A 24,575-nucleotide genomic window follows, 5' to 3' on the forward strand; every position below is an offset into this window, starting at 1 on the left:
ATTAGCCTGTCTAGGTTTTCTTTTTATTTTCCAAAATCATATTTATCTGCTACGTATACATCATACCAAATCATAAAAATGACTACTGTCCAGATTTTACGACTATAATCGAATTTCCCAGCACAATGGTCTTCTAGTAAGCCTAGAACGTATTGTTTGTTAATTAAATGATCGGTTGGTGATTCTTTAATGATATTTTTAACCCAAGCGTTCATTTCGTCTTTTAGCCAGTGACGAATTGGTACTGGGAATCCTAGTTTACGGCGATTAAGTACGTGTTCTGGCACGAATGTTGCTGCCGCTTTACGTAAGATATATTTGGTTGTGCTATTGGTTGTTTTCATTGTATCTGGAATATTTCTTGCTACATTGTACACTTCTTTATCAAGGAAAGGTACACGAACTTCCAGTGAATTAGCCATTGTCATACGGTCAGCTTTGAGAAGAATATCTCCGCGTAGCCACGTATGAATATCAATATACTGCATTCTTTCTACAGGATGATAATTCGTTGTTTCTGCATAAAATGGATCTGTAATATTCGTATAGTCATGACCAGCTTGATATTTTGGAAGTAAAATTTGTTTTTCTTTTTCCGTGAACATTTTCGCGTTTCCGATATAGCGTTCTTCCATCGGAGTGGTTCCACGTTCTAAGAAACTTTTACCACGCATACCTTCTGGCATAATGTGCGCCACACTATTTAGCATTGATTTAAATACGCTTGGCATTTTGTTAAACATCGCAAGAGAATTTGGTTCGTTGTAGATGTTATAACCGCCAAATAGTTCATCTGCGCCCTCACCTGATAATGCTACGGTTACTTGTTTACGCGCTTCTCTTGATAAGAAATAAAGCGGAATAGCAGCTGGATCAGCAAGTGGGTCATCCATATGCCAAACAATTTTTGGTAATTCTTTCATATATTCTTCTGGTGAAATAACATAACTAATATTTTCTACTCCAAGCTTATCTGCTGTTTCTTTTGCGACATCGATTTCACTGAAACCATCGCGCTCAAAGCCTACAGAGAATGTTTTGATTGCAGGATGATATTCTTTGGCAATCGCAGCAATAATCGATGAATCAATACCGCCAGATAGAAAAGATCCGACTGGAACATCAGAACGCATATGCATTTTTACAGAATCATACATCACGTCACGGACTTCTTTAATCCAAGCGTCTTCTGATTTAGTTACTGGTGCAAAAGATGCTTTCCAATAAGTAGTAATTTCCATTGGTTGACCAATTTTCTTCGTGAACTGATGTCCTGGTTCTAAACGTTTGACATTTTTAGTTAAGGAATCTGGTTCTGGAACGAATTGGTAAGTCATATAGTTTTGTAATGAAACTTCATCCAATTCTTTTTCTTTTAAAGCATGTAAAATGGATTTCTTTTCAGAACCCATAAATAGCTTGCCATCTTCTTCTGCATAGAAAAATGGTTTAATTCCGAATGGATCGCGTGCGCCATAAACAAGTTCTTCTTGTTTATCCCAAATAACGAAACCAAACATCCCACGAAGACGTTCTGCTGTTTTTTCTTTGTATTTCGCATATGTAGCGATAATTACTTCGGTATCACTTTCAGTTTCAAATGTCATTCCTTCAGCAACTAATTGCTCGCGGAGTTCCACATAGTTATAAACTTCTCCATTAAAAATAATCCAGTAACGTTCATTTTCATACGTTAACGGTTGATGACCGTTTTCTACATCAATAATACTTAAACGGCGGAAACCAAACTGCACGTGATCATCTGTGAAGTATCCTTCATCATCTGGCCCACGGTGCGTAATCATACTGTTCATTTGTCTAAAGGTTTCTTTATCAGCGCCAGTAATTTCTGCAATGCGGTCATGTACGCATCCTACAAATCCACACATGGTAACATTTCTCCTCTATATAGATAATCATTTTATCTTTTTTTCACAACGTCTATCATATCATAACTAGACTTTCTTTGCACTGTTTAGGAAAGAAAAAACCGAACATTCCTAACAAGAAATGTTCGGTTAAGCTTATTTTACGATTAATTTTTTCAATGCCTCTGCTTTATCCGTTCTTTCCCAAGGTAAATCAAGATCGCTACGGCCAAAATGACCAAATGCAGCTGTTTGACGATAAATTGGGCGACGCAGGTCTAGCATATGGATTATCCCGGCTGGTCGTAAGTCAAATAGCTCATTAACGCCATCAATTAATTCTTGTTCCGAATAGTTACTGGTCCCATATGTGTCAATCGAAATCGAAACTGGACGCGCAACTCCGATAGCATAAGCAACTTGTACTTCTACTTTTTTAGCAAGTCCAGCAGCAACGATATTTTTAGCTACATATCTTGCAGCATAAGCACCAGATCGGTCTACTTTGGTAGGATCTTTACCAGAGAACGCTCCCCCGCCGTGACGTGCATAACCACCATATGTATCCACGATGATTTTACGGCCAGTTAAGCCAGCATCGCCAAGTGGTCCACCAATAACAAAGCGCCCGGTTGGATTAATAAAGTATTTTGTATTTTCATCTAAGAAAGAGGCATCAATTACTTCTGGGAATAGATGCGTGTGTAAGTCTTTCGCGATTTGTTCTTGTGTAATGTCCGGATGATGTTGCGTGGAAACAACAATTGTATCAATGCGGACAGGTTGATTAAATTCATCGTATTCTACGGTTACTTGTGTTTTCGCATCTGGTCGTAAATAATCTAATTTATTCGTTTTACGTAATTCTGTTAACTTACGTGCCAAGCCATGTGCCAAAAAGATTGGTAATGGCATTAACTCTTCTGTTTCATCTGTAGCAAAACCAAACATCAAACCTTGGTCTCCTGCTCCAATTGCTTCAATAGCAGCATCAATTTCGCTGCCACTTCTTGATTCTAGTGCCTCGTCCACACCTTGCGCAATATCTGGTGATTGTTCGTCAATAGCCGTTAAAACAGCACATGTCTCTGCATCAAAACCATATTTTGCTCGAGTATAGCCGATTTCTTTAATAGTATCACGAACGATTTTAGGAATATCTACATAAACAGAAGTAGTAATCTCTCCTGCTACTAATACTAAACCAGTTGTCACGGTGGTTTCACAAGCTACACGTGCGTCCGGATCTTTTGAAATAATTGCATCTAAAATTGCATCAGATATTTGATCTGCAATTTTATCTGGATGTCCATCAGAAACCGATTCCGATGTAAATAGATGACGGTTCTTAGCCAATTTTTTTCCTCCTCTAGTTCTCTCCAAATACGTCTCATATAAAAAGCCTTTCTCTATTTTGCACGAAACGCGCACGAATAGAGAAAGGCTATAATTATACCTTTGCTCTCATCGTTCAGGAGATATTACTCCTGCAACAGATTAGCACCTTTCACTTATATGTGTAGGTTGCTGGGCTTCAAAGGGTCAGTCCCTCTACCGCTCTGGATAAGAGATAAATTTTAATTCTAAGATAGAATACCATAAAATGGGGCTATATGCAATAAAAATTCGGTTTTGTCTTCATTTGCATTTCTAAAAAAGGCATTCCTTTATTTTTTGCTTATCATTATTTCTATCCTGTGGTATGATAGATGGATAAAAAAGATGTTTTACTTAACTAAAGGAGATTGTATCTATGAGTTTAATTACGTTATCCTTGATTATTTTTCTAGGGTTTTTAGCCGTTGTATGTTTATTTGATTTTGTTTTTCGTTGGTATTGGTTTAAATATTTTTTAGCAACTATGGGATTAATTGCAAGTGGTGTGGTATTTTTCATCAGTTTTTATGGTGGCGGAATGTCACAAACAGAAATTGCTATTGCTATTTTTATTGGTTCATTTGGTGAATATATCGTATCGCTTATCATCAGCCTAATTCGGTTTATTTCCAGAAAATCAAAAAAACCTAAACAAAAGAAAAAAGTCAAAACAGCTTAAAAAACTAGCTATATGAAAAAATGCTCATCTTTCATGTAGCTAGTTTTTTAGGTTTATTTTTAAATTTGAACCAAGTCGAAAGCTTTACGAATAACCGCTGCCGAATTTTCAAAATTAATCTGTTCTTCTTTAGTCAATGGGGGTTCGATAATATCAAGAACTCCTTCTGCACCAATAAGCGCTGGTTGTCCGATATATGTATGTGTTTGTTCTGAAAAAACAGCTAATGGAAATACTTGTTTAGCATTTGTTAGGAGAGCATCAACAATTCCCGCTGTGGCAGTAGCAATTCCAAAACTCGTCCAACCTTTACCAGTTAAAATATTCCAGCCACCACCGCGTACTGCATCTTTTAAAGCAGGTAAATCAAGCGGCCTTTTCGTTTTATAATCAGTGATATTGACGCCACCAATTTTCACAGTCGACCAAGCAACGAATTGTGATTCACCGTGCTCGCCAAGAACGTAACCTTCGATACTTTTTGGATTAATATGTAAAGCTTCTCCAACCACTCTTCTCATTCTAGCAGTATCAAGCGATGTCCCTGTTCCAAATACACGAGACCGATCAAAACCAGATATTTTCTGAATAAGCATAGTAATAACATCACACGGATTAGTAATATTTACAAAAATTCCTTTAAAACCTGTCGCTAAAATTTTCGGCACAATCTCTGTTACCGACCGACTTGTTTCAACGAGTTCTTCCATACGATCTTCTCGTAGTAAAGTTTCGGGCCCGACAGCCATCACAATAATGTCTGCATCTGAAAGAGCTTCCCAGTTATTCGCTGTAATGGTTGTATAGGAATGAGTCATGGATGCCATATCGCGTAACTCAAGCGCTTCACTCTCTGCTTTTGCTTCTATTTTATCTATTATAACGATTTCATCACAAATCCCTTGTGTAACAAGAGAAAAAGCCACGTCGCTTCCAACATGACCAGCACCAATTATACCAACTTTACGTTTCAAAAAATCCCCTCCAAACTTAGTTACTTGAATTTAAAGCGATTAATTCATATTTAATGATGGTTTTATTATTTTCCCATACAAGTTTACGCGGAATTGCTTCTCCAAGTGTTTCGCCTTCTTTTGTTTTACGAACAGCAATAGGAACATCAATGGGATAAATGCGATAACCTAGTTTTTCCAGTTCAAAAAAATTATCAGAAATTCTTTTTTCATTTCCCTTTGTTACGATCATTGTGTTTACCTCAAGTGGCATACCCAATTTTCTCACCTCCAGTTTCTTTTATCATAGCAGAGTTTACCCTAATTTGACTAGTTTTTATCGTCTAAGATCTGCTCCGCTTGCTTAACAATTTGTACCATTCCAGCATCACGCATAAAAAAACTAAATGCTGGTTGTAAAATAAACTTGCTAAGTGTTCCTTTCAAAACGACTGGCCCATTTGTTTCTAAATAATTTGGTTGTTCCATTATTGACACAACCTTTGCTATATAAACGCGTTTAGTAAAAATTCGTTCTTTAGATTCAACTAAATAATCTGCAACAAAATCGAAAGTATCACTAACTGCACCTGTTTCTTCCATTAATTCTCGGCGCGCTGCTTCAATACTAGTTTCGCCAGGCTCCCCCTTACCACCAGGGAATTCCAAACCGCGAATTTTGTGTTCCGTAAATAGCCAACTACCGTCTATTTTAGGAATAATAAGCACATCGTCTGGATTTTTTTGCTGCTTTTCGAAATAAATGGTTACTTTATTGCCTAATGTATCTGTATAAATAAACAAAAACTCACTTCCTTTTCTTTTTTCAAAAATATGGTAAGCTGTTATTAAGATGAATTTTAAGAGGATGAATTATAATGAAAAAAATACTTATCGGAGGCATCCGACTCTATCAAAAATATATATCACGCTTTACTCCAGCTACTTGTCGTTTTTATCCAACTTGTTCTGCTTATGGAATAGAAGCGATTGAAACCCATGGCGCCTTAAAAGGAAGTTACCTTGCAATAAGACGTATTTCCAAATGCCACCCTTTTCATAAAGGCGGACTTGATTTCGTTCCACCTAAAAAAGATAAAAACGATGATTCTGAGCACACTTGTAAAGCTCATCATCATTAATAATAGCATGAATCGGCTTATGCCGGTTCATTTTTTCTTGCTTTTTCTTAAATAATAAGGTATTATCAAATTCGGACTATAAATCGTAATTACTACGATTAGTATATTATTTAAACAAGAACAATTTCGATTTAGAGGAGTGAATAGATTGAAAAAGAGTTACCTTTTTGCTTTATCAGCACTACTATCAGTTTTTTTAATACTTACAGGCTGTTCAAACAGTAGTGATACAAAAGCTACTAAAAGTGATAAATTGAGTGTATATACTACTGTTTATCCTTTGCAGTATTTAACTGAACAAATTGGCGGTAAATACGTAGATGTTAAAAGTATTTACCCGCCTGGTTCTGATGCCCATAGTTTTGAACCGACACAGAAAGACATGATGAAAATTGCCGATAGCGATTTATTTTTCTATATTGGACTAGGTATGGAAGGATTTGTTGATAAAGCTAAAAAAACATTAGCGAATGAAAAAGTCACTTTTGTTCCTACCGCAGAAAAACTAGATTTACCAATAGATCCAGATGCAGCTGAAGAACATGACCATGAGAGCGAAGAAGAGCATGAGCATCATGATATAAATCCGCATGTATGGTTAAGTCCTGTTTATATGGAACAAATGGCCACAGTTGTTAAAGATAAATTAATTAAAGAAATGCCTGATCAAAAAGAAATGTTAGAGAAAAATTATCAAGCTTTAGAAGAAAAGCTAAAAAAATTAGATCAAGATTTCCGTTCTGTTACAAGTGAAGCAAAACAAGAAGATTTTGTTACAGCCCATGCTGCTTATAGCTACTGGGAAACAGAATATAACTTACACCAAATCCCTATAGCTGGAGTTTCTACTAGTGATGAACCTTCTCAAAAGAAATTAAAATCAATCGTAGAAAAAATCGAAGCAGCTAAAATCCCTTACATCATGCTTGAACAAAATACCAATTCGAAAATAGCGGATGTTATCATGCAAGAAACAAATACAAAAACATTGACGCTTCATAATCTAGAAACACTCACACAAAAAGATATTGACCAAGGTCGCGATTATCTTTCCATTATGAATGATAACTTAAAAGCTTTAAAACAAGGACTTGATTACTAAAAAGAAAGGTGCTCTAATCAACTTGAGCACCTTTCTTTTAATTTATTTCGCTGAATTTTGCCTGATGCTGTTTTCGGTAAATGTTCAACAATCGTTATTTGCTTAGGAATCTTAAAACTAGCCAAATTAGTTTGACAAATATCTTTTAATATTGCCTCATCAAAACCTTCATTTATAACGAGGAAAGCAACAGGAACACTTCCCCATTTAGCATCTTGTTTACCAACAACCGCAACTTCTTTTACTGCCTCATAAGTGCCAATTATATGTTCTATTTCCGTTGGATAAATATTTTCTCCTCCAGAAATAATTAAATCAGAACGCCGCTCTAAAACAAACAAAAAGTCTTCGTCATCCAAATAACCAATATCACCTGTTTTAAACCAGCCATCTATAAATGCCTTTTTCGTCGCTACTTCATTGTGCAAATATCCAGGAGTAATCGAAGGACCTTTTAGCAGAATTTCACCGTCAGCAGCAATTTTTACTTCTGCCGGAAATAATGCCTTGCCAGAGGAGCCAATTTTATTTAAGGCATCTTTTGGTGGCAATGTCACAATTTGTGAAGCTGTTTCCGTCATACCAAACGACTGGACTAACGGAATATCTCGTTGCTTACAAATTTCCAAAACGTTTTTACTTGCTGGGCCCCCACCTAACAATATAGTTCTTAAATTCGGATGGTAACTTCTCCTTTGGATTTTTAACAATCGTTCTAGCATCGAAGTCACTACAGAAATTGTAGAAATTTTACCACTTTCAAGCAATTTCGTAATTCTCTCTTCATCGAAATGCTCTTCTAAATATACTGGAATTCCGTAAATAACCGAACGCATCAGAATTGATAATCCACTAATATGAAATATCGGTACCGCACAAAGCCAACTATCCCTCTCTGTTAAACCTAAATTCAAAACGGAAGAAACAGCGCTCCACCAATGATTTTCATATGTCTGTATCACACCTTTTGGTTTTCCAGTTGTTCCTGAAGTATACATAACCGATGCTATACACGATAAATCCTGTGTACTAACTAGCTCTGGCTTTACATAATTCATTTGCTGTAATGCTCTGTAACTAACGCCCAAAGTTACTTTTTCCATAAATATGTCTGCTACAATCACTTGTTCTATCTCAGCATTTGCTAATTGAAAAGTAATCTCTTTTTTCGTTAAACGATTGTTAAGGAATAAAGTAACCGCTCCAAGTTGTTGCAAAGCATGAATAAGTAAAAAAGTCATCCGATCGTTTTTTCCAAGTAAAGCAACCATCGTATCTTTTCTAATACCAAGCGCGAATAACTTACCTGCAAGCTTCTCTACTGCTTCATATATTTCCTCAAATGTTTCTTGTTTTCCTTCAAAAACGAGCGCGGTTTCTCCTGGAGAAAGCCGCACTCGTTTTTGAAGCCAGTTTGTCATGTCCATTTTTACACCTTCAAATCAAGGGAATTTTGGAAATTGGTCAAAGTCTGGATCGCGTTTTTCTTTAAAGGCATCGCGACCTTCTTTGGCTTCATCTGTTGTATAGTATAGAAGTGTTGCGTCACCAGCTAATTGCTGAATACCCGCTAAACCGTCTGTATCTGCATTGAAGGCAGCTTTGATGAAACGAAGCGCAGTTGGACTTTTTTGTAGCATTTCTTTCGCCCAAGCTACAGTTTCTTTTTCTAAATCTGCTACTGGAACAACAGTATTAATCCAGCCCATTTCCAGTGCTTCTTCCGCTGTATATTGACGGCACATGAACCAAACTTCTTTTGCTTTCTTATGTCCAATAACACGTGCTAAATAGCCAGAACCATAACCAGCATCAAAGCTACCAACATTCGGCCCAGTTTGTCCAAATTTCGCATTGTCTGCTGCAATTGTTAAGTCACAAACTAATTGAAGAACATTTCCTCCACCAATGGACCAGCCTGCAACCATCGCGATAACTGGTTTTGGAATAACACGAATTAAACGTTGTAAATCAAGTACGTTTAAACGGGGGATTTGGTCATCACCAACGTAACCACCGTGACCGCGAACTTTTTGGTCTCCGCCAGAACAGAATGCTTTTTCGCCTTCCCCTGTTAAAATAATCACGCCAAGATCCGAATTATCACGTGCTAAGTTAAATGCATCAATCATTTCTGTTACCGTTTTTGGTGTAAATGCATTATGTACTTCTGGGCGGTTAATCGTGATTTTTGCTATACCTTCGTAACTTTCATATTTAATTTCCTCATATACTTTTTCTGTTTGCCAATTAAAACTCATTTTTCTTCCTCCTTTAAAATAACTTCCAGCCAGTAAATAAGCTGACTTGAAAAAACGTTCGGTTGTTCTAAATAGACAGCATGTCCCGAATCTTGTATCGTGACATGAGTGCTATTTGGTAAAAGTTGCTTCATTTCTCGGGCGATTTTTTCGAATTTCTCATCTAAATTGCCCGTGATCAGTAGCACTGGAAACGTAAAGTCCACTAAATTTTCCCAATAAGAAGGTTGCTTCCCAGTGCCCATTCCCCGTAAACTCCTTGCTAAACCATGTGGGTTTTGAGCTAATCGCTCTAATCTTATCCGCTTTTTTAACGCAAATGGTAAGTCGTTTTGTGATGCAAAAAGGGCTAAATTTTCCCAGTAAGCTACAAAAGGTTCCATACCATCCGCGTCAAGCGTGTCAGCTAAACGGTTATCTGCACTAATCCGGCTTGCGCGTGCTTTTTCGTCTCGCAGTCCTGGTGAACTACTAACTAGAATAAGCCCGCGCACAAGCTCCTTGCATTTTGCAGCAAAAGCAGTCGCTACTCGCCCACCCATTGAGTACCCTAGCACAAAACAGCTATCGATTTTTAATTGGCGTAAAATACTGGCCAAATCATCACAAATATTTTCAATAGAATAACGCGATACTTCTTCGGGACAAGAAGTTTTTCCGTGCCCAAGTAAATCAGGTGCGATTATACTAAAACGCTCTTTTAAAAGCGATATACTATCTTGAAAAGTCTCGCTAGAACCAGTAAAACCATGTAGCATTAATAAAACTGGTTTTTCATCGCTTATATCATTTAATAAATGATAATGTTGACCGTTTACTAGCATATTAATCTAACGCCTTTAAAGCAGTCGCAATTTTTTCCCAAAGTGCTTGGTGATTCGCTTTATTTTCATGACGATTCGTTTTTACTTCAATAATATCTAACCCTTTATGGTAGCTTGCTTTATCGATAGCTTCTTCTAACGAGTCCACAGATTTTGCTTCATGATAATCAGCATCATAAAATGCCGCAGCAAAACGGAAATCAAGCTCAGTTGAAGTACCGAACAGTGACTCAAAATACTTCGGTTCGTTTGCTTGAGGTAAAAATGAAAATATCCCGCCACCGTCATTATTGACGATAATAATAGTAAGATTCATCTTATATTTTTTTGCCATAAGTAAACCATTCATATCATGATAAAACGATAAATCACCAATCAATAAAAACATTGGTTGGAACACAACACTGGCACCTAGCGCTGAAGAAACAACACCATCAATACCATTAGCCCCGCGGTTTGCGAGCATTTTTATTTTCTTATCAATTTGTGAAAAATAGGTATCTACATCGCGGATTGGCATACTATTACCAATAAATAATCCTGCTTTATCCGGTAGTAAGCGACGTAATTCTGCAACAATTTTACCCTCTTCTAAGTTAGGTGTATTCGCCATTTCTTCCAAAACGACTTCACGCGCTTTTTGATTGTAAGTAGTCCATCTATTTAGCCATGCACTGTCTTTAGAATCGTCGGGCATATTTTGTTGCATAACATCCAGTAAAAATCGCTCGTCACAGTGAATCATATCAGTTACTGCTTTAATTGGATCTTTCCAAGCTGCACCAGGGTCTACTACATAAAACCGGCTATCAATAAGTTGTTCTAACCAATTTTTAAGTGGTTTAGATACTGGCATACTTCCAAATCGAATCACTACTTCTGGTGTTAATTTGTCCGAAATACCTGCTTCTTTTAAGAATGCATCATATTGGTCAATGACAACTTCATCAAGTGCCCCATATGAACGGAGTCCAGAAAGTGGGTCAGCTAGAATTGGCCAACCAAGTTTTTTCGCTAAATCAACCATAGACTGCTCTAATTCTTTCTTGTCAATTGGCCCAACGACGAATATGCCTTTTTTTCCAGTGCATTCTGTCACCATTTTTTGAATCGAGCTATCATCCAACACTTCATGCGTATAATAAATATGTACATGATGATGTTTTTTCCCAGTAGCAGTGAATGGCGAGGGTTCTAAAATCGGCACAAGTGGTTCGCGTAATGGAAAATTAAGATGCACAGGGCCACGTGGCGTTTTCATTGCAATATCAACTGCGCGACTACCGTGCCATTTTGCATAACGAAGCATTTCATCGCTGTTTTCAGGAAGCGCCATATCCGTAAAATCTTTAACATGCGAGCCGTATAAATGCAGCTGATCTATCGCTTGTGGCGCTCCAACATTTCGAAGCTCATGCGGACGATCAGCAGTTAAAACAATTAATGGAATTTGTGATAAATTGGCCTCGGCAACTGCTGGAAAATAGTTCGCCGCTGCAGTTCCAGAAGTACAAAGTAGAACAACTGGACGTTTCGATGCTTTCGCTAGACCTAAGGCAAAAAAGCCAGCCGAGCGTTCGTCAACATCCACATAAATTTTCAAAATCGGATGTTCTGCCATCATCAGTGCAAGCGGAGTGGAACGTGAACCCGGGCTAATAATTGCTTCTTTCACACCAGCTTGCACAAGCTCCTCAATAAATGCAGCTAAATAATCTGTCAGCACTTGTTCATGATTTGTCATTTCTTTATGCCTCCTAATACGCGTAACATTGGTTGAAATTTTACTTCCGTTTCTTTTAATTCTTCTTTTGGAACAGAATCACCAACAATCCCACAACCAGCATAAATTAAACCTTGCGAATCCACAATTAAGCCTGAACGAATTGCAACCGCAAATTCACCAGAGCCTTTTAAATCAACCCAACCAATCGGGGCCCCGTAAAAGCCACGATCCATTTCTTCCTTCATTCGAATAATCGCGAGTCCCATTTTTTGTGGTAATCCACCAAGAGCTGGTGTTGGATGAAGAGCTTTCACCATTTCAAGCATCGAAACATCCGGCTTTTTCTTCGCAGTAATATTCATATATAAGTGTTGAATATCGCGATTTTTCAAAAGTACGGGTTGACTAGATAACGAAAGTCCAGTTGTAAATGGTTTTAAAGTTTCTTCCATCATTTGCACTACATAGGAATGCTCTCGTAAATTTTTTGCATCTTTTAATAATGCATTTCCTAGTGCTTCGTCTGCTTCTTCGGTCATGCCTCGTTCCGTAGAACCAGCCACACAGGACGAATGAATTTCATCCCCATTAACCGCAAGTAATCTTTCAGGAGTCGCCCCGAAAAATACTCCTGTTCCCTTTTCAATAAGAAAGAAATAACTATTTTCTTGTGTTGCTAGCATATTTTCTAAAATAATTGCACTATCTACTTGGCGCTGGAAACGCAAGCCCATTCGTCTAGCTAAAACAACTTTTTTTACGTCTTCTGAATGATTAATCATATCGATAATTTCACTCGCAGTTTCTAGGAAATGTTCTTTGCCAATCTCCTTAAAATCTGTAAGTAATGCCATTTCAGCTTCATTAACCTCTTGATGAATGATTTTTTGCCATTGATTAAACACAGCTTCTAATTTGCTTTCCGTATCATCTGAATAGATAGACAGGTTAACAGTTAAATAACTTTTACCATTTTTATTCGTTAACATAAATAATGGTAAATAAAACAAGCCGTCTTTAAAACTTTGCCATTCTTTCTCTGTGTCCCGTTCAGGATCAAAAGCAAAACCACCAAAGTAAATTGGCCCAGTTGCATCCAATGTTGCATTTGTTACACAAGTGCGCAGCCTTTTTTCAATTTTCTCTTGCAGTCCAAGAAAAGCATCTTTTTTCTTCTCCGCCAAAAATTGTTTCGTTACGCCAAAGCCGGTCATCGTTAGTGTCATTTCTGGATTTTGCCAGAAAAAACGTTCACCTTTAAAAGCCGTACCAGCTTTTTTAAACAATTTGACTGGAGACACTAATTCATCTAACTCAGTTACCCAGCTAAATAGAGCCGGTTGATCTTGGCTTGCGCTACGTTTCGCTTGATTAAATAAATCAAGAGGCAATTTAGTATTCATATGCTTATCTCTCCTTTTACATTCACATCTTCTATTATACCAAAAATAGAGCCAAACTGCTTGGTTTGCGTTTTTTCTATCATTTCGTCATTAATTATTGACGTTCTTGCAATATTTCCCTAAAATGAAGGGTAGACATCTGAAACATATGGAAGTGAAAAAGGAGAGAAAAACATGGCTAATGCCTCAAAATCTGCACTTACAAAACAAACTGGATTTCAAAAATGGTGGACATTACTTCGCCCCCATACACTTGTAGCCTCTTTTGTTCCTGTATTTCTTGGAACCTCGGTCGCAATGAGCTACACCAGTTTTCATTTTACACGTTTTATCGTTATGCTAATTGCTTGTTTCTTTATACAAACATCCGCCAATTTATTCAATGAATATTTTGATTACAAAAAAGGGCAAGATGATGAGCACTCGGTTGGAAATGGTGGCGCCATCGTTCGTAATGGTATGCGCCCCGGGTTTATTTTATTCCTGGCCATTTTCTTATACATATTATCCATTCTCGGTGGGGTTTATTTATCCATGGAACTTAATTGGTATGTGGGTCTACTTGGCGCCATTTGTATGCTTGTTGGTTTTCTTTATACAGGAGGACCTTATCCTATTGCTTATACGCCGTTTGGAGAAATTATGGCAGGATTCTTTATGGGAGGAATTATTACTTTCATTTCCTTCTATATTCAAGCAGAATTTATTAGTTCGTTTATCGTATATGTATCGATTCCTGTGATGGTACTCGTTGGTAACTTGCTACTTGCTAATAGTATTCGTGATTTAGTGCCTGATAAAAAAAATGGTCGTTTAACCTTAGCTATCTTATTAGGTCGTAAATGGGCAACCGTTCTTTTCGCAGCTGCTTTTCTGTTCAGTTATGTATTTGAAATCGCCCTTATTTTCACACAAAATGCTCCGTGGTGGACACTTCTAATTTTACTTAGTTTGCCAGAAGCTATTCGAGCTGTTCGTCGTTTCATCGGTAAAACTTCGCCGATTACGATGGTTCCAGCCATGAAATCCACTTCTAAAGCATTAACTATCTTTGGAATCACACTAGCGATTGCTTATCTTTTAAGCCTATTATCTAGAAACCTATTCATGTAAAAAAACTGGTTGTCTTCATGACAACCAGTTTTTTATTTAGAAACTATCTGGACTTGTTGTTTATTTTGAATATATTTCGCCAGTTCTATTGACAAATCGTATCGTAAAAATGGCGTAATGATATAAATCCCTTGAAAATGCTCACAAATAGCATCCACTAATTCACGAGCAATCGCCATACCTTCTTCATTGGCATGACCGTGCTCCTCCGCTTCTCTCATTCTTTCACGCACCTCATCCGTCAAACGAATTCCAGGAACTTCATTATGCAGAAATTCCGCATTTCGACTAGATAATAATGGCATAACACCAATGAAAAGCGGCACATCAATATTTGCTTTTCGCAATGCATCTTTTAGTAAAACAGCTTTATTAACATCGTAAATTGGTTGTGTAATAATATAATCGGCACCGTATTCCACTTTGCGCTCAATTAAACGAACCGCTTTTTCTAAATTAAGTACATTTGGGTTAAACGCCGCACCAACATGAAATCGCGCTTTTTCTTTCAGCGACTTCCCCGTATAAGAAATTCCATCATTGAATTTTTTAATCAGCTGAACTAATTCCACTGACCTTAAATCAAACACCGATGAAGCTCCAGGGAAATCCCCTACTTTGGTTGGATCACCTGTAATTGCAAGCACATCATGCAGTCCCAATTTATGGAATCCCATCACGTGCGAATGCATCCCTACCAAATTATGATCCCTCGTTGTTAGATGAATGAGTGGTTTAATACCATACTCATGCTTCAAAATCGAAGCAAGGGCCATATTGCTAATCCGTGGTGTGGCAAGCGAATTATCCGAAATTGTAATTGCATCAACTCCCGCCGCGTCAAGTGCTTGGGCTCCTTCAAAAAATTTCGTTGTATCAAAAGTCCGTGGTGGATCTAGTTCAACTAAAATTGTTAAACGTTCCTTCACTTTATCAAGCAAGCGCTCGCCCGATTCCACGTCTTCCACTTCTTCTGGAACTAGCTCCAAAATCGGCCGAACTTCTTTTTCCAAGATAGGTTTCGTGGTTTCAAGCCCTTTTCTTAAAGCGCGGATATGGTCTGGCGTCGTTCCACAACAACCGCCAATAATACGTGCCCCTTCTCGCCGAAAAATCTCCCCATAATGTTCAAAATAATCCGTATCCGATTGATAAATTACTTTTCCTTCTTGCATTTCAGGTAAACTAGCATTTGGATAAACAGCCAAATAAGCATTATTATACAGCGGTACAGTTTCAAGCGCACGTGCCATGTGATACGGACCAAGTCGACAATTAGTGCCAACCACATCTGCTCCAAGCGCAATAAGTTCCTCTAGCGCATCCGGTAATTTTTTCCCGTTTTGAAGAATTCCCGGCTCATGCATAGAAACATTGGCAACTACTGGCAAATCAGTAGTCTCACGAAGAATTTTTAACACTGTTTTAAGTTCATCTAAATCATAATAGGTTTCTAGCAAAATCGCGTCCACACCATCTAATAAAAAACAGTATAGCTGTTCCCTAAAACTTCGCTTGATTTCTTCCAGTGGAGCCGCTGGAAGTCTTGCATCTACCGCCCCATTTATTCCGCCAATCGTACCAAAAATATACGTTCCAGTCCCTCTTGCTGCTTCTTTTGCTAATCGAATGGCCGCTTGATTAATACGCTTCACTTCATCTTCTAACCCATATCGCGCTAATTTAATATAATTCGCGCCGTAGGTATTTGTTTGGATAATATCTGCTCCTGCTCCAATATATGCTTTATGAATCGCCACAATATCTTCCGGATGAGATAAATTCAGCTCCTCAAATGAACGATCCACTCCATAAGAATAAAGCAAAGTGCCCATCGCACCATCAGCAATTAATACCTTTTCACTTAAATCTTTTCTTAAATTCACTTCGCAACACTTCCCTTCTTAATGAATGAAAGTGCTTGTTTTAAATCAGCAATCAAATCATCAGCATCTTCTAATCCAGCCGAGAAACGTAATAGTCCTGGCGTAATCCCTTGTGCCAAACGCTCCTCTTCCGGAACAGCCGCATGAGACATTTTAGCCGGATACGATAAAATGCTCTCCACCGCACCTAAACTCACAGAAAATACCGGCAATTCCAAATGTGTTACTAGTTCACGCACCGCTTCTTCACTACCAAGGTCAAACGATAAAACAGCACCACCACTTGTTGCTTGCTCCACTTGAATCTCATAGCCCGCATGAGAAGGCAGCCCTGGATAATGCACTGCAACTACATCTGGCTCCGCATTTAAAAACAAAGCAATTTTTTCTGCTGTCTCCGTCCCCGCTTTCATCCGTACTGAGAGTGTTTTAAGACCACGGAGCAAGAGCCATGAATCTTGCACACCAAGTACTCCACCAGTCGAATTCTGCAAAAAGTAGACCGCTTCAGCCAAACTAGGATTATTAGTGACAATTAGTCCTGCTAAAACATCACTATGTCCACCAAGAAACTTCGTCGCGCTATGAATAACTAAATCTGCACCCAAATCTAACGGTTTTTGAAGTAATGGTGTTAAAAAAGTATTATCAACAAACGTGTAGCACCCATTCGCTTTCGCAAGCTTAGAAACCGTCCGAATGTCCGTTACGTGGAGCAACGGGTTAGAAGGTGTTTCTAAGTAAACCAATTTTGTATTTTTCTGAAATGCCTTGGCGACCTCGTCAATATTCGTCGTATCAACAAACGTATGCGTTATCCCAAACCGCGGCAAAACCTGCTCAACTAAACGAAATGTCCCACCATACACATCCTTCGCAATAATAAAATGATCTCCTTTAGAAAGTGTAAAAAGTGCCGCAGATACAGCTGCCATACCGCTAGCAAAAGCAAAACCATCCGTACCACCTTCCAGTTCCGCAATCGCCTGTTCCACTTTTTCTCTTGTTGGGTTTCCACTTCTCGCATAATCATACGCATGATAGTTATCAAAGTCATGTTGATGGAAAGTAGAAGATAAATGAATTGGCGTATTAAGTGCACCAGTCTCTTTATCAATCCCGAGGCTCGCTTTAATCACAGCTGTGTCTTGCGCATATTCTTTAACCACGAGCGCTCACCCCTTCTAGAACAGTATCGAGCGCTTTGGATAAATCCGCAATCAAATCTTCGCTCGCCTCAATACCAACCGAAATACGTAACAATTTGTCAGTGAGTCCGTAAGAATTCCGCAACTCTTCTGGAATATCCGCATGTGTTTGCGTCGTTGGATAAGTAATCAAACTCTCCACCCCGCCTAAGCTTTCCGCAAAAGTAAACAGATCCAGCTCTTTCAAAAGTGGCGATACAAGCGCCGCATCTCGAATAAAGAAACTAATCATTCCACCACGCCCAGGATAGCGAACTTCCTCTACTAACTCATGTGCTTCCAGAAAGACTGCGATTTTCTGTGCATTTGCTTGATGCTGCCTTACACGTAAAACAAGTGTCTTAAGCCCACGAATCAATAACCAACTATCAAATGGTGATAGCACAGTCCCTGTCGCATTTAATTGATCAAAAAAGAATTCCCCAAGTTGTTCTTCTTTCACAATTACCGCGCCAGCCAGCACATCATTGTGTCCTCCAAGATACTTTGTCGCACTATGAATCACGATATCCGCTCCCAAAGATAATGGCTGCTGTAAAACTGGTGTATAAAATGTATTATCCACGATTACAAGCAAATCATGTGCATGCGCCCATTTAGACACAGCCGTAATATCTGTTTCTTGCATCAATGGATTTGTTGGTGTTTCAATAAATATCGCCTTCGTTTCAGGACGAATTAATTTTTCCAAATCCGCAATGTCTAGACCGTCCCAATACGAAAATCCAATATTATACTGGGCACCAAACTGTTCAAAATATCTAAAAGTCCCACCATACAAATCCTGCGAACTAATAATATGTTCGCCGGTTTTAAAAAGCTGGAAAACCAGTTGAATTGCACTCATTCCTGAACTCGTTGCAAAAGCATGTGTCCCATTTTCGAGTGCTGCGAGCGCTTCCTGTAAAGCGTCTCGCGTTGGATTCCCAGTTCTAGTATAATCATACCCCGTTGATACTCCAAGATCGGCATGCTGGTAAGCTGTAGAGAAGTAGACTGGCATATTGACAGCACCCGTTCTTTCACATTTTCTATTTCCAATTTGCGCTGCTATCGTCTCTTGTTTCAGCTTTGCCATATTACCTCTCCTCCATTCCTTTATTTCTCTAATACTTGATATTCCGCACGAACTTCTTTAGTCGCTTTAATCATATCTTGCAGCGCCGCAATCGTTTCAGGCTCTTTCCGCGTTTTTAAGCCACAATCTGGGTTAATCCAAAATTGTTTTGCATCAATTGCACGTAACGCCCGACGAATATTATCTTGAATTTCTGTCACAGTCGGTACACGTGGACTATGAATATCATAAACCCCAAGGCCAATTTCTTTATCATAAGTCACTTCTTCAAATGTCGAAATTATCTCCCCATGGCTTCTTGAAGTTTCAATTGAGATTACATCAGCATCTAGAGCACTAATCGTATCAATGATATCGTCAAAATCCGAGTAACACATATGTGTATGAATTTGCGTATCATTTTGAACCGAAGCAGTTGTTAATTTAAACGAATAAACTGCATCATCCAAATATTTTTCCCATCGTGCTTGTTTAAGTGGTAACCCTTCACGTAAAGCAGGCTCATCGACTTGAATCACTTTAATACCATTGCGTTCTAATGCTTCAACCTCTTTACGAAGCGCCAGCCCAACTTGATTCGCAACAACACTTTCAGGGACATCATCACGAACAAAACTCCAATTAATAATAGTGACTGGTGCTGTTAACATCCCTTTCACCGGACGTTTTGTTAATGACTGGGCATAGACGCTTTCTTTTACCGTAATTTCTTCTGTAAAAGCAACATCCCCATAGATTAGTGGTGGACGAACTGCTCTTGACCCATATGATTGTACCCAACCAAATTTAGTCGCTTGGAAACCAGCCAGTTTTTGACCGAAATATTCCACCATATCTGTCCGCTCAAATTCGCCGTGGACCAATACGTCAATATCTAAATCCTCTTGAATTTTGATCCAGCGCGCCGTTTCTTTTTCAATAAAAGCATTATATTCCGCATCCGTGATACTACCTTTTAACCAGTCTGCACGCGTCTTCCGAACTTCAGATGATTGTGGAAAACTTCCAATCGTTGTCGTTGGGAATAGCGGTAATTTCAACCATGCATGCTGTAATTTAATTCGTTCCGCAAATGGCAACTCCCGGTCCACTCGTACATTTGCTAAATTAGCTATTGCTTCTTGTACTTCTAAATTATTTCGATGACTCGATTCATTGAGCGCCTTCACTGCTGCACGAGCTTCTTCTAGTTCAGTCGCCACACTTTCCGCGCCATTCGTCAAAGCTTTGGTTAAAACAGCAATTTCATCTAATTTCTGATCAGCAAATGATAAACCACCAAGAATTACTTCATCCAAATCTGGCTCATTTAGCTTCGTTACCGGAACATGCAATAATGAGTTAGATGGCTGAACAATCAGTCTCCCATCTTCCACATAACTCGCAATCTCCGTAAGCAGCGCTAGTTTCGCATCCAAGTCGCTGCGCCAAACATTTCGACCATCAATTACACCAGCCGCTAAATACTTATCTTCCGGAAATCCGTAATCTCTAAGTGCTTTTAGCGAATCCCCATGATCATGAACAAAATCAATTCCTACAGCTGCTACTGGCAAATTAACAACCTCTTCATAATAATCCAAACTTTCAAAATAAGTTTGTAACTCAATTTTCAAATTCGGAACCGCTACTTGAAATGCTTGATAGACTTTTTCGAAGAAAGCAATTTCTGATTTATCAAAGCTAGTTGCAAGATAAGGCTCATCAATTTGCACCCATGTAGCACCAGCAGCTTCGATACCTTTCAAAATTTCTACATACGCCGGAATAAATTTATCTAATAATCCTTCAAAACTTTCCGCATCGCTACCTTTTCCTAGTTTTAAATAAGTAATCGGCCCAACTAGCACTGGTTTCCCTTCAATACCAAGTTCTCTCTTGGCTTCTTCGTAATAGTAAAGCGCCCGATTATCTAATACTTTCGGATCCGCATCAGCAAGTTCTGGAACAATATAATGATAGTTCGTGTTAAACCATTTCGTCATTTCAGAGGCAACCGCATCACTCTTACCACGTGCAATATCAAAATATGTATTTAGGGAAACTTTCCCACCATTATGCTGAAAACGTTTCGGAATAATTCCAAATGTCACACTCGTATCAAGCACCTGATCATAAAAACTAAAATCACCAACTGGAATCAGATCAATTCCTTTATCTTGTTGTTTTTTCAGCGCATGTAATCTTAAAGCCTTCGTTTCCGCCAATAATTCTTCTTCAGAAATCGTACCATTCCAAAACTTTTCTAACGCACGTTTCCATTCACGTTTCTCCCCAAGTCTCGGATACCCCAAGTTTGAACTAATCGCCTTTACCATACCTATCACCTTATCCTCTCCATTTTTTGCCAATAAAAAACCTCCCTAGAGAATTAGAGAGGTTTGGAAGTTTCGATACACAAATACAGTGAAACTTTTTAAGTCTCTCTTATCTCTCGAAGCATCACACTTCGCAGGATTTAGCACCTTTTCAACGAATTGAAAGGTTGCTGGGTTTCAACGGGCCAGTCCCTCTACCACTCATAATAAGAGTAATTTATTTAGTTTTTTCAATCACCTAAATTGGATTGAAATCATCATACCACTTGCAACTAAAAACTGTCAATCATTAAATTTTTAATTTTTTTCAAAGTGCTTCTTTTTGTCTTCCAAAAGTTAACAATAAACAGCCTAACAACAGGATTCCAGCAATCACAAAATAAAATATTTGATTTCCAAAAACACCAATCATCATTCCCGTAGCACTCGGCCCAATAATACTCCCTAGACTAAAGAACATTCCAACCAAAATATTTCCAGCCGGAAGTAGTTCGAGAGGTGTCAAATCAGTCATATAAGATAATCCCAAAGAATAAAGCGAGCCTAGTAGTATCCCTAAAACAAAGAAGAATATCACAAAGAAAATAGGTGTCTTAACAAAAGCTATCAATACAAAAACAATAGCCCCTGCTCCAATTAAAAAAGGTAACATTTTATTCCGACCAAATTTATCACTAATAATTCCAATCGGTACTTGAAAAATAATTGTCCCAACTGAAAAAGAAGAAATAATTAACGCAATCATTGTTGTATCAAGTCCATCACGTAATCCTACAACTGGAAACGTCGCATTAAGACCCGTCTCAAGAATTCCATATAAAAATGGTGGAATCATTGCCATCCAAGCCATCTTAAATACACCCGAAAAACGTTTTAAACTTCCCCAAAAAGAAATTTTTCGAATAACAGCTTTTTCTCCAACAAAATCATTTCGAACAAACCAAACAAGGCTCCAAGCAATTAAAACTAAAATACCTGATAAAAAGAAAGGCAAGTTAGCACTTATTTTCGCCAAATTGACTAACTGTGGCCCAATTGCAAACCCTACAGAGAAAAACAAACCATAAATAGCCATATTCCGACCACGCTTACTAGGATCACTCATTGCACCAATCCATGTCTGTGAAGAAAAGTGCAACATATGATCCCCTATCCCAATAAGTAATCGCAATATAAACCAAAAATATAAATTAAACCAGATAGGAAAAGCAAATATTGCAATTGCAACAAGCGCTCCACCAACTAATATTATAGGTTTATAACCATATTTATGTAATGGTGCTTCAATAAATGGAGAAATCAATAAAACTCCTAAGTAAATTCCTGTGGCATGAAATCCATTTATTCCTGCACTTACTCCCTTTTCTTCCAAAATTATTGCAATAAGTGGCAGTAAAACTCCCTGAGACAATCCAGATATGGCTACAACCATCGTTAAAATCCAAAACTTCCCTTTTGCCCCCATAGCACACCTCCAAAAACTTACTAAAAAAAACAATGTCGATGTTCGACATTGTTTTTCAGATGACCCGTACGGGAATCGAACCCGTGTTACCGCCGTGAAAGGGCGGTGTCTTAACCGCTTGACCAACGGGCCATATCTGGCGGAGAAGGAGGGATTTGAACCCTCGCGCCGCGCGAGCGACCTACACCCTTAGCAGGGGCGCCTCTTCAGCCACTTGAGTACTTCCCCAGATATATAAATATTCTATTTTGAAAGAATAACTCCACAGGCAGGACTCGAACCTGCGACCGATCGGTTAACAGCCGATTGCTCTACCAACTGAGCTACTGTGGAATAAAATGGGCCTAAATGGACTCGAACCATCGACCTCACGCTTATCAGGCGTGCGCTCTAACCAGCTGAGCTATAGGCCCTAGAAAACTATTTTCATGGTAAAAAGCGGGTGATGGGAATCGAACCCACGACAACAGCTTGGAAGGCTGTAGTTTTACCACTAAACTACACCCGCATAATAAAATTTAAAACAAAGGGCGGATAATGGGAATCGAACCCACGAATGCCTGAACCACAATCAGGTGCGTTAACCACTTCGCCATATCCGCCATAAGGCAAAAATGTTTAAAAAAGAATGGCTTGGGACAGAATCGAACTGCCGACACCTTGAGCTTCAATCAAGTGCTCTACCAACTGAGCTACCAAGCCATAATGGCGGTCCCGACGGGATTTGAACCCGCGATCTCCTGCGTGACAGGCAGGCATGTTAACCCCTACACCACGGAACCACTCTATTGCGGGGGCAGGATTTGAACCTACGACCTTCGGGTTATGAGCCCGACGAGCTACCAGACTGCTCCACCCCGCGACAATAATATTTAATTTAGTCCACATATCACAAGTGAAAAACGGAGGAAGAGGGATTCGAACCCCCGCGCGGTATTACCCGCCTGTCGGTTTTCAAGACCGATCCCTTCAGCCAGACTTGGGTATTCCTCCATGATAATAATAAAGTGACAAGTGGACCTTGCAGGACTCGAACCTGCGACCGGACGGTTATGAGCCGTCTGCTCTAACCAACTGAGCTAAAGGTCCAAGATTGAAAATAGCGGCGGAGGGAATCGAACCCACGACCTCTCGGGTATGAACCGAACGCTCTAGCCAGCTGAGCTACGCCGCCATGATGATAATAAGGCTACCATTTTCTTTCTAATTATGTGATTAAATGTGAAGCAAGTGGAGCCTAGCGGGATCGAACCGCTGACCTCCTGCGTGCAAAGCAGGCGCTCTCCCAGCTGAGCTAAGGCCCCATATAATAAAAGATGAAACAATCGGGAAGACAGGATTCGAACCTGCGACCCCTTGGTCCCAAACCAAGTGCTCTACCAAGCTGAGCTACTTCCCGTTTAATAAAGTGCGCCCAAGAGGAGTCGAACCTCTAACCGCTTGATTCGTAGTCAAGTACTCTATCCAGTTGAGCTATGGGCGCAAATATAAGTGCCGAGGACCGGAATCGAACCGGTACGGATATCACTATCCGCAGGATTTTAAGTCCTGTGCGTCTGCCAGTTCCGCCACCCCGGCGTTGCTATAAAATATGGAGCGGAAGACGGGGTTCGAACCCGCGACCCCCACCTTGGCAAGGTGATGTTCTACCACTGAACTACTTCCGCATATTGTATAATAAGTGCGGGTGAAGGGACTTGAACCCCCACGCCTCGCGGCGCCAGATCCTAAATCTGGTGCGTCTGCCAATTCCGCCACACCCGCAAAAGTGAGCCGTGCTGGGTTCGAACCAGCGACCCTCTGATTAAAAGTCAGATGCTCTACCAACTGAGCTAACGGCTCTCTATAATAAAAATATGTATTACTATAAAGAAAATATTAATGGTGCCGGCTGCAAGAGTCGAACTCGCGACCTACTGATTACAAATCAGTTGCTCTACCAACTGAGCTAAGCCGGCATAAAAAATGGAGGTTAACGGGATCGAACCGCTGACCCTCTGCTTGTAAGGCAGATGCTCTCCCAGCTGAGCTAAACCTCCAGAAATACTGCCCGGCAGCGACCTACTCTCGCAGGGGGAAGCCCCCAACTACCATTGGCGCAGAGAAGCTTAACTACCGTGTTCGGGATGGGAACGGGTGTGACCTTCTCGCCATAACTACCAGACAATATTG

The 24,575-nt window shown here is 39.3% G+C and carries 18 protein-coding genes, 21 tRNA genes, 1 rRNA gene, 1 pseudogene and 2 riboswitches; of the genes and pseudogenes, 4 read left to right on the forward strand and 37 right to left on the reverse strand.

Annotated features, from left to right (window positions below; all coding sequences use genetic code 11):
• Positions 1 to 23 precede the first annotated feature (23 nt).
• Positions 24 to 1,889, reverse strand: coding sequence for an asparagine synthase (glutamine-hydrolyzing) (gene asnB / locus HCB38_RS07210; RefSeq protein ID WP_185607798.1), 1,866 nt, complete (start codon positions 1,887 to 1,889; stop codon positions 24 to 26).
• 135 nt (positions 1,890 to 2,024) lie between these two features.
• The gene (metK, locus tag HCB38_RS07215; RefSeq protein WP_185318962.1) at positions 2,025 to 3,224 is read right to left on the reverse strand and encodes a methionine adenosyltransferase; all 1,200 of its coding nucleotides are present in this window, start codon (positions 3,222 to 3,224) and stop codon (positions 2,025 to 2,027) included.
• Between the two features lie 105 nt (positions 3,225 to 3,329).
• Positions 3,330 to 3,438, reverse strand: a riboswitch (SAM riboswitch).
• Positions 3,439 to 3,621: 183 nt separating this feature from the next.
• On the opposite strand from metK, the gene HCB38_RS07220 reads away from it, so the two are divergent.
• Entirely contained in the window at positions 3,622 to 3,924 is a 303-nt protein-coding gene (locus tag HCB38_RS07220) for a hypothetical protein (RefSeq protein WP_185318963.1), read from the forward strand.
• Between the two features lie 59 nt (positions 3,925 to 3,983).
• Here the strand turns inward: HCB38_RS07220 and HCB38_RS07225 are convergent, their stop codons facing one another.
• From HCB38_RS07225 to ytkD, 3 genes are read right to left on the reverse strand one after another with little or no spacing between them, the layout of a single operon-like run.
• A complete protein-coding gene (locus HCB38_RS07225; protein ID WP_185318964.1) occupies positions 3,984 to 4,898 on the reverse strand; it encodes an L-lactate dehydrogenase in 915 nt (304 codons plus the stop codon).
• 16 nt (positions 4,899 to 4,914) lie between these two features.
• Entirely contained in the window at positions 4,915 to 5,157 is a 243-nt protein-coding gene (locus tag HCB38_RS07230) for a DUF2584 domain-containing protein (RefSeq protein WP_185318965.1), read from the reverse strand.
• Between the two features lie 50 nt (positions 5,158 to 5,207).
• Positions 5,208 to 5,681 (reverse strand): RNA deprotection pyrophosphohydrolase, encoded by a 474-nt coding sequence (ytkD, locus tag HCB38_RS07235; RefSeq protein ID WP_185318966.1) that lies wholly within the window; start codon positions 5,679 to 5,681, stop codon positions 5,208 to 5,210.
• A 74-nt stretch (positions 5,682 to 5,755) separates the two neighbouring features.
• On the opposite strand from ytkD, the gene yidD reads away from it, so the two are divergent.
• Both yidD and HCB38_RS07245 read left to right on the forward strand, forming a co-directional pair.
• On the forward strand, positions 5,756 to 6,019 hold the full coding sequence (gene yidD, locus HCB38_RS07240; protein WP_185318967.1) for a membrane protein insertion efficiency factor YidD: 264 nt from the start codon (positions 5,756 to 5,758) through the stop codon (positions 6,017 to 6,019).
• 148 nt (positions 6,020 to 6,167) lie between these two features.
• Positions 6,168 to 7,121 carry a metal ABC transporter substrate-binding protein gene (locus HCB38_RS07245; RefSeq protein WP_185318968.1) on the forward strand — a complete coding sequence of 318 codons (954 nt, stop codon included), beginning with the start codon at positions 6,168 to 6,170 and terminating at the stop codon, positions 7,119 to 7,121.
• A gap of 17 nt (positions 7,122 to 7,138) precedes the next feature.
• On the opposite strand, the gene HCB38_RS07250 is transcribed toward HCB38_RS07245, so the two are convergent.
• The 5 genes from HCB38_RS07250 to HCB38_RS07270 are packed head-to-tail and all read right to left on the reverse strand — an operon-like array spanning position 7,139 to position 13,335.
• Positions 7,139 to 8,548, reverse strand: coding sequence for an o-succinylbenzoate--CoA ligase (locus HCB38_RS07250; protein WP_185318969.1), 1,410 nt, complete (start codon positions 8,546 to 8,548; stop codon positions 7,139 to 7,141).
• Positions 8,549 to 8,563: 15 nt separating this feature from the next.
• A complete protein-coding gene (gene menB, locus HCB38_RS07255) occupies positions 8,564 to 9,382 on the reverse strand; it encodes a 1,4-dihydroxy-2-naphthoyl-CoA synthase (protein WP_185318970.1) in 819 nt (272 codons plus the stop codon).
• A complete protein-coding gene (gene menH, locus HCB38_RS07260) occupies positions 9,379 to 10,206 on the reverse strand; it encodes a 2-succinyl-6-hydroxy-2,4-cyclohexadiene-1-carboxylate synthase (RefSeq protein ID WP_185318971.1) in 828 nt (275 codons plus the stop codon). Before menH ends, menB begins: the two co-directional genes overlap by 4 nt.
• Before the next feature lies 1 nt (position 10,207).
• Complete coding sequence (gene menD, locus HCB38_RS07265; RefSeq protein WP_185318972.1) at positions 10,208 to 11,950, reverse strand: 2-succinyl-5-enolpyruvyl-6-hydroxy-3-cyclohexene-1-carboxylic-acid synthase; 1,743 nt, start codon at positions 11,948 to 11,950, stop codon at positions 10,208 to 10,210.
• Entirely contained in the window at positions 11,947 to 13,335 is a 1,389-nt protein-coding gene (locus HCB38_RS07270) for an isochorismate synthase (protein WP_185637971.1), read from the reverse strand. Before HCB38_RS07270 ends, menD begins: the two co-directional genes overlap by 4 nt.
• A 174-nt stretch (positions 13,336 to 13,509) precedes the next feature.
• Between HCB38_RS07270 and HCB38_RS07275 the strand changes: the two genes are divergently transcribed.
• Positions 13,510 to 14,448, forward strand: a complete 939-nt coding sequence (locus tag HCB38_RS07275) for a 1,4-dihydroxy-2-naphthoate polyprenyltransferase (protein ID WP_185318974.1) — start codon at positions 13,510 to 13,512, stop codon at positions 14,446 to 14,448.
• Between the two features lie 32 nt (positions 14,449 to 14,480).
• Here the strand turns inward: HCB38_RS07275 and HCB38_RS07280 are convergent, their stop codons facing one another.
• From HCB38_RS07280 to rrf, 27 genes and pseudogenes are all read right to left on the reverse strand, one after another.
• Positions 14,481 to 16,334 (reverse strand): bifunctional homocysteine S-methyltransferase/methylenetetrahydrofolate reductase, encoded by a 1,854-nt coding sequence (locus HCB38_RS07280; RefSeq protein ID WP_185637973.1) that lies wholly within the window; start codon positions 16,332 to 16,334, stop codon positions 14,481 to 14,483.
• Positions 16,331 to 17,503, reverse strand: a complete 1,173-nt coding sequence (gene metC / locus HCB38_RS07285) for a cystathionine beta-lyase (protein WP_185318976.1) — start codon at positions 17,501 to 17,503, stop codon at positions 16,331 to 16,333. Before metC ends, HCB38_RS07280 begins: the two co-directional genes overlap by 4 nt.
• Positions 17,496 to 18,620, reverse strand: a complete 1,125-nt coding sequence (locus HCB38_RS07290; RefSeq protein WP_185637976.1) for an aminotransferase class I/II-fold pyridoxal phosphate-dependent enzyme — start codon at positions 18,618 to 18,620, stop codon at positions 17,496 to 17,498. Before HCB38_RS07290 ends, metC begins: the two co-directional genes overlap by 8 nt.
• A gap of 20 nt (positions 18,621 to 18,640) precedes the next feature.
• Positions 18,641 to 20,938, reverse strand: a complete 2,298-nt coding sequence (metE, locus tag HCB38_RS07295) for a 5-methyltetrahydropteroyltriglutamate--homocysteine S-methyltransferase (RefSeq protein ID WP_185620277.1) — start codon at positions 20,936 to 20,938, stop codon at positions 18,641 to 18,643.
• Between the two features lie 106 nt (positions 20,939 to 21,044).
• Positions 21,045 to 21,151: riboswitch (SAM riboswitch) on the reverse strand.
• A gap of 59 nt (positions 21,152 to 21,210) precedes the next feature.
• Positions 21,211 to 22,403, reverse strand: a pseudogene (locus HCB38_RS07300) (MFS transporter).
• A gap of 60 nt (positions 22,404 to 22,463) precedes the next feature.
• Positions 22,464 to 22,535, reverse strand: a tRNA-Glu gene (locus tag HCB38_RS07305).
• 5 nt (positions 22,536 to 22,540) lie between these two features.
• Positions 22,541 to 22,631, reverse strand: a tRNA-Ser gene (locus HCB38_RS07310).
• 32 nt (positions 22,632 to 22,663) lie between these two features.
• A tRNA-Asn gene (locus tag HCB38_RS07315) sits at positions 22,664 to 22,736 on the reverse strand.
• Positions 22,737 to 22,742: 6 nt separating this feature from the next.
• Positions 22,743 to 22,816: transfer RNA gene (locus HCB38_RS07320), tRNA-Ile, on the reverse strand.
• A 24-nt stretch (positions 22,817 to 22,840) separates the two neighbouring features.
• Positions 22,841 to 22,911, reverse strand: a tRNA-Gly gene (locus tag HCB38_RS07325).
• 21 nt (positions 22,912 to 22,932) lie between these two features.
• A tRNA-His gene (locus tag HCB38_RS07330) sits at positions 22,933 to 23,005 on the reverse strand.
• A gap of 27 nt (positions 23,006 to 23,032) precedes the next feature.
• Positions 23,033 to 23,105, reverse strand: a tRNA-Phe gene (locus tag HCB38_RS07335).
• 4 nt (positions 23,106 to 23,109) lie between these two features.
• Positions 23,110 to 23,185 (reverse strand) — tRNA-Asp (locus HCB38_RS07340).
• 6 nt (positions 23,186 to 23,191) lie between these two features.
• Positions 23,192 to 23,265, reverse strand: a tRNA-Met gene (locus tag HCB38_RS07345).
• Positions 23,266 to 23,306: 41 nt separating this feature from the next.
• Positions 23,307 to 23,396 (reverse strand) — tRNA-Ser (locus HCB38_RS07350).
• 22 nt (positions 23,397 to 23,418) lie between these two features.
• A tRNA-Ile gene (locus HCB38_RS07355) sits at positions 23,419 to 23,492 on the reverse strand.
• 11 nt (positions 23,493 to 23,503) lie between these two features.
• Positions 23,504 to 23,577: transfer RNA gene (locus HCB38_RS07360), tRNA-Met, on the reverse strand.
• A gap of 57 nt (positions 23,578 to 23,634) precedes the next feature.
• A tRNA-Ala gene (locus tag HCB38_RS07365) sits at positions 23,635 to 23,707 on the reverse strand.
• A 21-nt stretch (positions 23,708 to 23,728) separates the two neighbouring features.
• Positions 23,729 to 23,802, reverse strand: a tRNA-Pro gene (locus HCB38_RS07370).
• A 10-nt stretch (positions 23,803 to 23,812) separates the two neighbouring features.
• Positions 23,813 to 23,886 (reverse strand) — tRNA-Arg (locus HCB38_RS07375).
• A gap of 9 nt (positions 23,887 to 23,895) precedes the next feature.
• A tRNA-Leu gene (locus tag HCB38_RS07380) sits at positions 23,896 to 23,981 on the reverse strand.
• Positions 23,982 to 23,995: 14 nt separating this feature from the next.
• A tRNA-Gly gene (locus HCB38_RS07385) sits at positions 23,996 to 24,070 on the reverse strand.
• Between the two features lie 15 nt (positions 24,071 to 24,085).
• Positions 24,086 to 24,167: transfer RNA gene (locus HCB38_RS07390), tRNA-Leu, on the reverse strand.
• 5 nt (positions 24,168 to 24,172) lie between these two features.
• Positions 24,173 to 24,245: transfer RNA gene (locus tag HCB38_RS07395), tRNA-Lys, on the reverse strand.
• A 40-nt stretch (positions 24,246 to 24,285) separates the two neighbouring features.
• A tRNA-Thr gene (locus tag HCB38_RS07400) sits at positions 24,286 to 24,361 on the reverse strand.
• 8 nt (positions 24,362 to 24,369) lie between these two features.
• A tRNA-Val gene (locus HCB38_RS07405) sits at positions 24,370 to 24,442 on the reverse strand.
• Positions 24,443 to 24,451: 9 nt separating this feature from the next.
• Positions 24,452 to 24,567: ribosomal RNA gene (gene rrf / locus HCB38_RS07410) — 5S ribosomal RNA — on the reverse strand.
• Positions 24,568 to 24,575 lie beyond the last annotated feature (8 nt).

Source organism: Listeria farberi (assembly GCF_014229295.1).
Lineage (GTDB): Bacteria > Bacillota > Bacilli > Lactobacillales > Listeriaceae > Listeria > Listeria farberi.